Below are 12,369 nucleotides of genomic sequence, written 5' to 3' on the forward strand. Positions count from 1 at the left end.
TGTCCTATTTTTGATTAACGATTTCTTTTACTTGCTGCAAACGTTCCCATTCCAAACTTGCCATGATAAATGGACCTACTGCTTTGGGATCATTGCTACGGATTGTCTCATTTATATAATAGGTGTAATCGCCCATACGGTAATTCTTACCGCCTAATCCGGCAACTGCACAAGCTTTCGTAATAGTTACCACACCATCTTTATCTACTTCAATGAAGTTATCAAGAATGCCCTGGTAGCCTTTGAGAGCTACTTTTAGATATGACTTATCAATATATCCTTTACGAACCGCCTTAAACAAAGCATAAACAAACATAGTAGAACAAGAAGACTCCAAATAGTTTCCCTTCTCACCGCTTTTATCCAGTACCTGATACCACAGTCCTGTCTTCGGATCCTGTATACGCTTCACCTGTGCAGCAATATTGTTCAAGATAATCAGCATGGAATCACGACCAGCTTCATGTTTCGGAATAAAATCCAACGCATCTACAAATGCCATTGCATACCAGCCCATAGCACGTCCCCAGCTATGCTGAGACTGTCCGGTGACAGGATCTGCCCAACGTTCCTTGCGACTGACGTCACAGGCATGACGGTAAAGACCGTTCTTGGGGTCATAAGTATGGCGGGCTACTGTAATAAACTGATTGACAATATCCTGATAATCCTGTACACGGTTGTTACGAAAAGCATATTCGGCATAGAAAGGTGCTCCCATATAAATGCCATCCAGCCACATCTGATTGGGATAAACTTTCTTATGCCAGAAACCTCCATCCTCATTGCGTGGATGGGTATCGAGCTGGCTACGCAACAGGTCTATAGCTTTCTTATATTTCTCATCTTTCGTCTGTTCATAAATACGAAACAGGAATTTACCAGAGTTCAGACGGTCAATGTTATATTCATGCAATTTATAAGTCTCGATGCTTCCATCATTGTGTATCATTGTGTCTGCGTAAGCCAACGCATAGTCGAATATCTTTTTATCTCCATAAGTATCATACACATCCAACATAGCCTGCAATTCCAGTCCATGACAATAGTCCCATTTCAATTTGGGTTGGAAATCCAACTGCCAGGATTCTGGGCAACGAATCATCTCTGACTCTACCATACGCACCGACCAAGGTTGCTTATCACTAACTTTCTGGGCAGACAACTGGGTAGAGCAAATTAACGCTCCCATCACAAAAGTTTTACAAAGTAGATTATTCATCATTCTATTCTTGTTTTTAGGTATATAGATTATATTAAGTAATGTGACAAAGATAGCGGTTCTCACCTAAAACGTTGTGTACTTTTCGACCGAAATGGTGCATTATTTATTTTCGTCCTCTACAATCTTATTTTTTCGTGTACGAGAACGAGCAATTTCGTGCGCGATAACGAGTTTTTTTGCCATTTATTTGCATTTCGAACAAAAATTGCAGGAAATTAGACGAAAAAAGTATTGATATACATCAAATAATGTGTATTTTTGGCCCCAGAAATAAGAATTAATAATTTTAAATCAACGTATCATGAGTTTAAATCAAAATGCAGTGGGAAAGATGACCAACTACAGGTGGACCATCTGTGCCATGTTATTTTTTGCGACAACAGTAAACTACCTTGACCGCCAAGTGCTGTCATTGACGTGGGATGAATTTATCAAACCCGAATTCCATTGGGACGAATCACACTATGGAACAATCACTTCTGTTTTCTCTATTGTTTATGCAGTCTGCATGTTGTTTGCAGGTCGCTTCATCGACTGGATGGGAACTAAGAAAGGATTTCTTTGGGCTATCGGTGTATGGTCGGCAGGTGCCTGTCTCCACGCTTTCTGTGGTATCGTAACCGAGCACTTCGTAGGTCTGCACAGTGCAGCCGAATTAATGGGTGCTACCGGTGATGTTGTGGTAACCATTGCTACAATTAGTATGTACTGCTTCCTTGCAGCCCGTTGCGTATTGGCACTCGGTGAGGCCGGTAACTTCCCTGCGGCTATCAAAGTAACTGCCGAGTATTTCCCTAAGAAAGACCGTGCGTATGCTACTTCAATCTTTAATGCCGGTGCTTCTATCGGTGCTTTGGTTGCTCCGTTGACTATTCCTTTGCTGGCTAAAGCATGGGGTTGGGAAATGGCTTTCATTGTAATTGGTGGTCTCGGCTTTATCTGGATGGGCTTCTGGGTATTCATGTACTCTAAACCTTCAGAAAGCAAACACGTAAACAAAGCCGAACTGGAATATATCGAACAGGACAAGCATGAAGAAGGTGCTGCTCCGGTAGTAGAAGAAAAAGACGAAAAGAAGATGAAATTCTGGCAATGCTTCAGCTATAAACAAACCTGGGCATTCGCTTTCGGTAAATTTATGACTGACGGTGTATGGTGGTTCTTCCTATTCTGGACTCCTTCCTATCTGAATACTCAATTTGGCATCAAAACTTCCGAGGGATTGGGTATTGCACTGATCTTTACCCTATATGCCATTACGATGCTTTCAATCTATGGTGGTAAATTACCTACTATCATCATCAACAGAACCGGTTTGAACCCGTATGCAGCACGTATGCGTGCTATGTTGATTTTCGCATTCTTCCCGCTGGTAGTACTGTTGGCACAACCTCTGGGCACTATCTCTCCATGGTTGCCGGTTATCATGATCGGTATCGGTGGTGCAGCTCACCAATCCTGGTCTGCTAATATCTTCTCTACTGTAAGTGATATGTTCCCAAGAGCAGCTATTGCAAGTATCACGGGTATTGGTGGTATGGCCGGTGGTTTCGGTTCAATGATTCTGCAGAAAGTAGCAGGTAATCTCTTCGTATATTCATCAGGAAGTACAATAGTAGATGGAAAAGAAGTAGAAATGACTCATGATTTACTGGAACAAGGTGCACAGTTTGTACGTCCTGCCATGGAATTTATGGGCTTCTCCGGTAAACCTGCAGGATACTTCATTATTTTCTGTGTATGTGCGGTGGCTTACCTGATCGGTTGGATTGTAATGAAGGCTTTGGTACCTAAATACAAACCTATCGTACTGGAATAATAATATTATAAGTTTATAATAGAATAAACAATGAAAAAGGTGCTCAGCGATGGGCACCTTTTTTAGTATAATATAAAAAGTATGGGCACAAAAAAAGCCCCTTCTCACGAAGCGACTCTCTTCTGCACTCTCCCGCCAAAACTACACAAACCTCAGTGCCCACTTTAGCAAATTACACCTCCAAACGGTTCACGAGAAATACAGGAGCGCAAAACTTTAAGATGAAAAAAAGGGAAGTCTCACGACTTCCACAATTCTTCTAACCTTAAATCTAAATCTCTATGAAAAAAACGTTCGGCAAATATAGGGGTTTATTCCATTCAGAGATATTAATAAAAGATATAAAGAATTGAGGAACATTTAAGATTTACTAAATGGAATTGGTAAAGCTTTATAAAACCGTATCGAGCAGATCGGCGTAGATAGGATTTTGTCGTAACAAGTAAGGCACCCCTGTCATAAATAGCTGCTTGCGGGCACGGGTGAGCGCAACGTTTAGTTTCCGGTCAATCCATACTCCTCTTTCTTCCGTAAGGTTGGCAAGAAATTTCAGTTGATAAGTACGGTTCACACAGAAAGAATAAATAATCACATCCCTCTCACTTCCCTGGAAACGTTCTACGGTGTCCACTAGGATATCATTCAAAACAGGAATACCCAAAGCAGCTATTTCTCTCTTTATAAGGGCTATCTGGCTACGATAAGGAGTGATAACGCCTAAAGTCAAAGCAGAATTAAACCCAGAATTGCTTGCTTCATACTGTCGGTAAACGGAAGCGGCCAACCGCGCTGTAAGTCGTGCTTCGAAATGGTTAATCTTCGCTGATTGTGAAGGAGTCTCCGGCACCGAGGGAAGAAAAGCTACCCGATGCACTAATATATCAGCAAATTCATCACTCTCCAGCCCCGGAGCAAGTACAAGTTTACCTTGCTGGTGCGGCAAACCGACAGCTTCCAGTAATCCGCCGTAAAAAGCACGATTAGGGAACTGAGCTACTTCCACATTCATACGTCCCTGCCGGCAAAGCATATCGTAGAAACGCTGAGTGGTTGGTGACGAGTGATTGGCGGAGACTGTACGATAGAGACGTTCGAACAGAGAATCTTTCAGATTGTACAAACCGATACTCTGTAGGCATTCTTCACACACTTCAGATTGCGATTCGGATTGAAGAACAACGGCAGGCAGTTGTTTATGATCGCCGATAAGAATAAACTTACCGATGGCATTGTTGCCAGCCACATCTCTTGCACAAAGAAGCCCTAACAATTGTGGTTCCAATATCTGGGTAGCCTCATCCACAATAGCCACATCAAAAGTCTTCAGACGAAACATATCCGTTTTAGATGAGAAGGTAGCAACAGTACCAACGAAAACACGACAACCTTCTATGCATGCGTGTACTTCACGACGTGTAGAACAGGCTTCCAGCACATTCTCTATTAATCGGGAACGGAAAGGAGGATCGCAAGAGAGCTCACTTCCGATACGAATAAAATCAATCTCAGGCGTTATTACAGAAAGGGTTTTGCAGATCTCATCCACTGCACGATTTGTATATGAAAGTAACAATATCTGTTTCCCTTCACGATAGAAAGCTTCTACCATACCACGCAAAGCACGGGAAGTCTTTCCGGTGCCCGGAGGACCTATCAAAAGAAAATAATCCCTGGCTGCTTGTGCCTTCAGGGTAATGCGGGAAAAATCATTGGAAGCGGCTGCAATACGGGCATCAAAAGAAGTATCAAATTCCGGTTCACGCTGAGACAGCAATAAGTCCCGGCGATCCTTGTTAGCGGAAAGGAAAGCGGAAAGTCCCAGATACATGCTGCGGAAAGAAGTATCCATATAATCATGCTCTATGGCATAGTGACTCTCCAGAGGAAGCACAGAAGCATTTTGCTGCGAAGCACGAAGACGTATACGGATATCCCGGTCGGTGATTCGCTCTATATTCCCTTTGAATACCATCTTATTGGTTACATTGTCCGTATCTTGATTGCGTTGATAGAGGACAATGGCGTCACCCTCACGGAAATTCGGTAAAACTTGCAGAGATAAATCATTAACCGGACGTGCCAATACAAGATATGCCTTATGTATATCTGCCGCATGATTCTCTGTGATCGTCAGATCATATAGTATCTCCCCCGCCTCACGCTTTTCTTCAAGTGTGGAAAGCCACAAAGCAGCAGCTCCTGCACGCCCTTCATAATCAATATCACCTGACTTTGAAGTGTACAATTCCTTGGTTATAAAATTGTAGAGTGTATAGAAGTAACATTGTTCCAATGCAGTAAGCATCCGGATACGTTGTGCCACTGCATCGATGGACGGATAAAGATAGCGTTTCCATAACGTGTTATTCAGATGACGCTCATTCAGTGTCTCTGGATTGATAGCTTTCAGGCATTCCGCTGTATAATGAGGACTGTTACGTAATTGCATGCCATATTCATTCGCCACAATCCGGTTGCGAACATCCATCACACGCCGTACCATCGCCCACGATGGACGGGCAGGATATAGCAACGGGTAACGTGTATACAGCAAATATGCCTTTACTCTGCGGTGGTCCATTCCCATAGAATATTCCAGCACTGCCTGATACAATAACATCTGTACCTTATTATTCTCTTTCGGTTCCACCTTGCCCCGGATAGAGTACTCATCGGCTTTGCCCGACTTCATTTCTATAAAGGAAGACATATCGCGCTGCATATAGTCCAGACGTCCTTGCAACCCCAGTGCTTCACATATATAGGTAGGTTCCAATACCGCATCTGTTTTATCCAATTCATAACCGGGAGTCCGGAAAGTTTCAGTCACCGTTTGACGGATATGTTCGAAGTGTCGTTTACAATCGGCAAAGAATTCCTTTTCTTTCTCCTTGTCCAGCAAATCGGCACATGCAGCCAACTCTATGGAATAAGTGCGGAAAGCCTTTTTCATGCAGGATAAATAGTCCGGCTCCTCTTTCGCATAGATCCATTCGTCCAGGAACAGATTGGCAATATTACCGAGCAAAAGAGGACGTGTATTATCGGGAGATTGCAAACGTGCCAGCAGATAATTGGCCGGATGATGCCCGTAATCTTTAAAACACTCTGCCAGAGCACTGATATCCAACAGATAATCCGGTTCTAAAATAATAAAAGAGGGTGTCAATACACCTGCCTCATCTACAGCTACATTCAATAGATTGACCTGCGCATGGCGCCATAACAATTGACAGGTTTCTGCAAATTCCTCATTCACCTGCGGTACATTATATCGCACCCGTAACGGTTCATCAGCAACGGTATCTACAGGCAATACATATAAATACGTATCATCGGCATATTGAAAACAAACACGCATCCGGCGTACCCGTTCTTTAGCAAGTGGAGAAACGATATAAGTAGCATCCGCACGGGGAAGCAAGCGGTAAAGTTCCGCCGGTATCTCCTCTCCCGTAAGCTTCTTCACAAAGAAAGTCAATGTCTTGATGTCTCTCAACAGATTCTCCCGTGAGGGTTCAGCCAAACGGTTCAGAACAGCATTGGAGGTCAGGCGAAAAGTATGTAAGCGATTTTGTTCCACAACAGACAGTCCGGCTTTCGAGGCTACAAAGCTGATACGTGCAGACAAGTCAGTCATTTGCAGACTACCGTCCGGCATCTGTGTACGACAAAGACGTTCCAGAAATTCACGAAGTTGACGGTAAGCCGTTGTTAATGGAATATTTTCATCCCGGCAGACAGTAAGTAAGAAGTGATAGTATTCCCGTACCTCTTCCTGCATTATTCCTCCTTATCTTCATCCGCCTCGTCCGTGTCAGTTTTCTTATCCTTAATCATCAGGATACTCAACTCATAGAGCAGATAAAGCGGAATGGAAACCACTGTCAGAGTGAAAGGGTCGCCGGTTGGCGTAATAATAGCTGCGACTATCACAATAATCACCAGTGCATGACGACGGTATTTACGCAGGAAAGATTTGTGCACCAATCCTAAAAGTGAAAGTAACCAGGTCACCAACGGCAATTCAAAAGCCAGTCCCATACAGAGCACCAGCATCATGAAGTTATCTATGTAAGAATTTAAAGAAATCTGATTCTCGATGGCTGCACTCAGTTCGTAGGTTGAGAGAAAGCGCAACGTCAATGGATAGACCATAAAATACCCCAACAGTACACCGAGGAAAAACATCACCGTACCAATGCATAAAGCTTTCTTCACCCCACGACGCTCGTTAGGGTAAAGAGCAGGACTGATAAACCTCCAGATTTCGAAAAAGATATAAGGCGTAGCCGTCACCACCGACATCCAGAATGCGGTGGACATATGAACAAAGAACGGAGCCGCCAGATTTATATTGATCAGTTTGACATGAAACTGCTGCGTAAAGAATTCATCGTTAAGATTGAATGTTTTTCCGACATATCGCAGCACGTCGTAAAAGATGAAATCATTGTGGCAGGGTGCCAACACCACATTATCAAATAGCCACGGCATTGCAATAAAATAACCGACTGCAAATACAAACCACACGCCGAGAACGCGAAACAGTACCCGACGCAGTTCGTCCAAATGATCCCAAAAGGTTAGTTCTTTATCTGCCATACTAGTGAAATAGTTACAAGCCACGAACTACAAGTACCTTCGGCATGATAGCGCAGGTACTTGTAGCTCGTAGCTTGTAACCCGTAGCTAATTATTTTTTAGAAGCCGGCTCTTCTATATCCTCCTTTGCCTTATTTATTTCTTCTTTCGCCTCATTCACACCGTCCTTGAAGCTCTTCACACCTTTACCTAATCCCTTCATCAATTCAGGTATCTTCTTACCACCAAACAACAACAGGATAAGCAAAGCGATAATGACCCATTCGGAACCGCTGGGCAGAAAGCCTAATAAAAGTAAGTTTGTCATATTCATAGTTTTTTAAATTTGTTGCAAATATAATAGTTTCACTACAGATTACACACTTTTACACGGATTAAAACGAAAAGAATAAGGGTAAAACCGAATATCAGTCCTGATAGTAAACCCTCTTCACCCGTGTAGAAACGCTTGTCAATACTTCGTAAGGAATGGTTTCAAGTACATCGGAAAGCACCGTAATGGGCAGATGATCGCCAAATATCTCTACGGTATCCCCTTCTTTACATTCAATATCCGTAACGTCTATCATACAGACATCCATGCAGATATTACCGAGATAAGGTGCACGTTGCCCATTCACCAGACAATATGCATGACCATTGCCTAAGTGACGGTTTAGTCCGTCGGCATATCCGATAGGCAGTGCAGCAATACGCGAATCACGTGTCAGATGTCCCTTGCGACTATATCCAACCGTATCTTCTTCGGGCACCTCCCGTATTTGCAGGATGGTAGTTTTCAGTGTACTTACATTATTTATAATAGTATTATCGATCGGACTGATACCATACAAACCGATGCCCAGACGTACCATATCGAACTGTGCTCCAGGGAAACGCTCAATACCTGCCGAGTTGCAGATGTGACGGAGTATCTTATGCGGAAATGCTGCTTGCAACTGCATAGAGGCTGCTTCAAACATCTCTATCTGTCCACGCGTAAATGCATCAAACTGAGATGCATCACTGCCTACAAGGTGAGAGAATACAGACCGTGCAATGACAGCATTCTGGCTCTTCAACCGTTCTATAAGTCGTGGCATATCCTCGGGAGCAAAGCCCAGACGGTGCATACCCGTATCCAGTTTTATATGAATAGGGAAGTTGGTGATGCCTTCTTTTTCCGCCTCCTTAATCAGTGCATCCAGCAAATGGAAGCTGTACACTTCCGGCTCCAGCTTATAATCGAACATAGTCTTGAATGCCGTCATCTCCGGATTCATAATGATAATGCTCGCCGTAATACCTGCTTTGCGCAGTTCGGAACCCTCATCGGCCACAGCCACAGCCAGATAATCGACATGATGTTCCTGTAGTGTCTTGGCAATCTCATACGAGCCTGCACCATACGCAGACGCTTTCACCATGCAGACCATCTTGGTTTCCGGTTTCAGTTTACTACGATAATAATTTAGGTTGGCTATCATGGCTCCGAGATTCACTTCAAGAATCGTTTCGTGAACCTTCTTCTCCAGTTCTTCCGTCAAAGCATCAAAGCCAAACTGACGGGCACCTTTTATCAATATAATTTCATTTTCTAACCGTAGCTCACCACGGGAAATAGCACGCAACAATGCTTCCGTATTAGGATAGAAAGCCTTTTCAATATCAAACCGTGCAGCACACGAAGCAATCTCATTTCCAACACCGATGATGCGCTCAATACCACGACTGTTGATCAACTGCGATACCTTCCGGTAAAGCGTCGGTGCATTCTGACCCGTTTCCAGTATATCAGAAAGAATGAGTGTACGCTTCAACCCATTGCTTTGCGAGCGACGGTAGAGGAAATCAAGCGCAATGTCCAATGAAGCGAGATCACTGTTATAACTATCATTAATCAATAAGCAACCGTTTTTGCCCTCCTTCACTTCCAAACGCATAGCCACCGGTTCCAGTGTCGTCATGCGCTCCGTAATTTTTTCAGCAGGAAGCATTAGGTAAAGACAGGCAGCCAGGCAGTTCAGCGAATTCTCAATAGAAGCATCGTCAATAAAAGGCAGCATAAAAGTATTATCCATTTCCAGATAACGGTAAGAGATGACGGTACAATCCTCCTTCTTCTCCACCTTACTTATAAACAGAGGACGCTCCATATCTTTCCGGCTCCATGCTATTTCACGGGCACTGAGCATGGACTTGGCCACGCAATTGCTGATAAACTCATCATCGCCGTTATAAATCACCACATCGCAGTTCTTAAACAGAGTCAGCTTCTCCATGCATTTCTCTTGCAGAGAAAAGAAGTTTTCCTGATGAGCACCACCAATATTAGTCAGTATGCCAATGGTTGGCTTGATAATATTCTGTAAGGCACGCATTTCTCCCATCTCAGAAATACCAGCCTCGAAAATAGCAAGCTCAGACTGTTCGTTCATCTGCCAGACAGACAGAGGCACCCCGATCTGAGAATTATAACTGCGAGGCGAACGGACAATTACCCGTTCGGGACTAAGCAACTGATGAAGCCACTCTTTCACAATAGTCTTTCCATTACTGCCTGTGATGCCAATCACCGGAATCTGGAATTGCTCACGATGTTGTTCCGCCAGTTTCTGCAAAGCTTTCAGCGGATTAGCAACCACTAAAAAATTGACAGTTGACAATTGACAATTGACAATGGGCTGCGCGCTATCACGCTGCATAGAATTGTCAATTGTCAATTGCCCATTTTCAATTGCTTTGTAGGTTTCTTTGCTAACCACAAAGTTACGGACGCCACGTGAATATAAATCAGGGATATAGCGGGCACCATCATTGCGTTTGGTAGTTAAGGCAAAGAACAAAGTTTCTTCGGGGAAACTCAAGGAACGGCTATCGGTAAGTAACCAGTCTATAGTTGCCGGCGTGTCCCCCACACGTCGTGCACCAATGCGTTCGGCTATTGTTTCAATCGTATATGACATATTTCTTTCTCGTTTTGGAAATCTAAGTACGGGTATTTTTGGTTAAGTCGATCTATTTTTAACACAATTTGTCCTAAAAAACGCTTATACTCCTCTGACTCCGGATGAAAGGGCTTATGAGATAACGCTTTATTGATATTTTCACTTTCCTGCATAATCTCTAACGCATCTGCCGAGAAGCAAGTCTGCACAAACTTCTCCCATACATAGCGTACCGCCTGGGGGGACGGATGCACCATATCGTCAGCATAAAAACGATAGTCGCGAAGCTCGTCAAGCAAGAGTTCATAAGCCGGAAAATAAGAGACATGTTCGGGAAAAGAGGCCTGCAATTGATCGATGGCAAGCAAAAGCGTGGCTTTGCTCAATTGATTGACATGCATTCCATCGCGTATGTGTCGTATAGGGCTGACGGTAAGAATCACTTTCAGTTTCGGGTTCCGGGCAATCAGACCGGAGAAAAGGGAAGTATAGTCGGATACAATCTCCTGCACACTGAGTCGGCGACGAATAAAAACAGATTCCGGTTGCTTATGGCAGTTTGCAACAACAGCCCCTGTAGTCTTCTGTTCGTACACCCAGGATGTACCAAAAGTCAACATCAGACAATCCAAGTGATGAATGCATTCGTGTGCCGCCACCAAGCGGGTATTGATGCGCTGCAAAGTTTCCTCCATTGAGGGTGAAGAAAAATCTCCATGATGCATGGGGCTATGCCAGCATTCACGGAAGAAAAACAAATTTTCTTCCTTATATACCTTGCCTGCCACCACCTCACGCAAGGCAGCCGAAATGGACAAGGGATTATAGAGAACACCAAAAGGATTTATATCCGGATGAAATTTAGCATCCGCGAGTAAGCTCCCCATGTTGGTAGCAAAACAGGATCCCATCAACAGGAGGCTATCCGCCTGCACAAGAGGTGGCAAACCGGAAGGCAACTCAACGGGAGTAAAGAAATCCATAGATTATGAAAATTAGTATTCTACATCATCATGTTCTTCCGGATCGAGAACTTCACAATTGCCATTGCCTGGATAGCTGCAAACGGCACATCCATCGGTTCATGATGCGGATTATAGCTCACCAACTTGATGCAACCGTCTATTTCCGAACGGTTCACATACTTCACCGCCAAATATTCGTCCCCATCGATATTGAACGAAACCAGGTACATCTCACCATAAATGACATTGCTAAAGCTACTGATTTCTTTAAAGCCTACGATATCTCCTGATTTCAGAATAGGGTACATACTGTCTCCACTGATATAGAGGGCGCCATCACACAAGGGAATGCTGGGAATCTGTATCTTACCTACTATATATTGACGTTTGTTGGCAAGCAGTGTTTTTAGATTGGCAGCAGCAGTGATGTCATAAAGTGCTACGCTACGGTCGCCCACCGGATCGGGCGTTTTGGGATTGTGGATTATCTCTACTTCTCCCCTTGCGTACTCACTATTGCATAATTTTGCCTGATGTACAGGACTTCCTTTTCCCAGCAATAACCAGTTGTAGTCTACGTCTTTCATTTTGCTCAGCAGCAACGGAAAGTCAGTACTGTTACGCGCAATCCAGTTACTAAGTGTGGAACGCGAAACGCCCAGGTAAGCGGCCAGATCAGCATCAGTCTTAAAGTTCAGTACACGCTTGGCGCGCTTCACTATGTCCGCTACGCTAAATAAGGAATTTTTTTCTTTCTCCATTTGATTTGTGCTAATTAAGTTCCAATGCATTTCTTGTTCGTAGATGCACACTTCTGCATTTCATAAA

At 43.7% G+C, this 12,369-nt stretch carries 8 protein-coding genes; 1 reads left to right on the forward strand and 7 read right to left on the reverse strand.

Going from position 1 to position 12,369, the window contains the following annotated elements:
* Nucleotides 1–4 precede the first annotated feature (4 nt).
* Nucleotides 5–1,225: a glycoside hydrolase family 88/105 protein gene (locus BWI44_RS04155; RefSeq protein WP_138292692.1), complete on the reverse strand. Its 1,221-nt coding sequence runs from the start codon at nucleotides 1,223–1,225 to the stop codon at nucleotides 5–7.
* A gap of 301 nt (nucleotides 1,226–1,526) precedes the next feature.
* Between BWI44_RS04155 and BWI44_RS04160 the strand changes: the two genes are divergently transcribed.
* Nucleotides 1,527–3,044, forward strand: a complete 1,518-nt coding sequence (locus tag BWI44_RS04160) for an MFS transporter (protein WP_007666923.1) — start codon at nucleotides 1,527–1,529, stop codon at nucleotides 3,042–3,044.
* Nucleotides 3,045–3,435: 391 nt separating this feature from the next.
* Here BWI44_RS04160 and BWI44_RS04165 read toward each other — a convergent pair whose 3' ends face one another.
* From BWI44_RS04165 to BWI44_RS04190, 6 genes are all read right to left on the reverse strand, one after another.
* Nucleotides 3,436–6,828 carry a DEAD/DEAH box helicase gene (locus tag BWI44_RS04165; protein WP_286811973.1) on the reverse strand — a complete coding sequence of 1,131 codons (3,393 nt, stop codon included), beginning with the start codon at nucleotides 6,826–6,828 and terminating at the stop codon, nucleotides 3,436–3,438.
* On the reverse strand, nucleotides 6,828–7,649 hold the full coding sequence (tatC, locus tag BWI44_RS04170) for a twin-arginine translocase subunit TatC (RefSeq protein WP_007666927.1): 822 nt from the start codon (nucleotides 7,647–7,649) through the stop codon (nucleotides 6,828–6,830). Before tatC ends, BWI44_RS04165 begins: the two co-directional genes overlap by 1 nt.
* Before the next feature lie 91 nt (nucleotides 7,650–7,740).
* Nucleotides 7,741–7,956, reverse strand: coding sequence for a Sec-independent protein translocase subunit TatA/TatB (locus BWI44_RS04175; RefSeq protein ID WP_021968070.1), 216 nt, complete (start codon nucleotides 7,954–7,956; stop codon nucleotides 7,741–7,743).
* A gap of 100 nt (nucleotides 7,957–8,056) precedes the next feature.
* Nucleotides 8,057–10,594: a bifunctional UDP-N-acetylmuramoyl-tripeptide:D-alanyl-D-alanine ligase/alanine racemase gene (locus tag BWI44_RS04180; RefSeq protein WP_286811981.1), complete on the reverse strand. Its 2,538-nt coding sequence runs from the start codon at nucleotides 10,592–10,594 to the stop codon at nucleotides 8,057–8,059.
* Nucleotides 10,570–11,559: a GSCFA domain-containing protein gene (locus tag BWI44_RS04185; RefSeq protein WP_115502664.1), complete on the reverse strand. Its 990-nt coding sequence runs from the start codon at nucleotides 11,557–11,559 to the stop codon at nucleotides 10,570–10,572. Before BWI44_RS04185 ends, BWI44_RS04180 begins: the two co-directional genes overlap by 25 nt.
* A gap of 20 nt (nucleotides 11,560–11,579) precedes the next feature.
* Nucleotides 11,580–12,302, reverse strand: a complete 723-nt coding sequence (locus tag BWI44_RS04190; RefSeq protein ID WP_115502665.1) for a helix-turn-helix domain-containing protein — start codon at nucleotides 12,300–12,302, stop codon at nucleotides 11,580–11,582.
* Nucleotides 12,303–12,369: the final 67 nt, after the last annotated feature.

The sequence above is a fragment of the Bacteroides sp. Phil13 genome, from assembly GCF_001940965.1.
GTDB lineage: Bacteria > Bacteroidota > Bacteroidia > Bacteroidales > Bacteroidaceae > Bacteroides > Bacteroides intestinalis.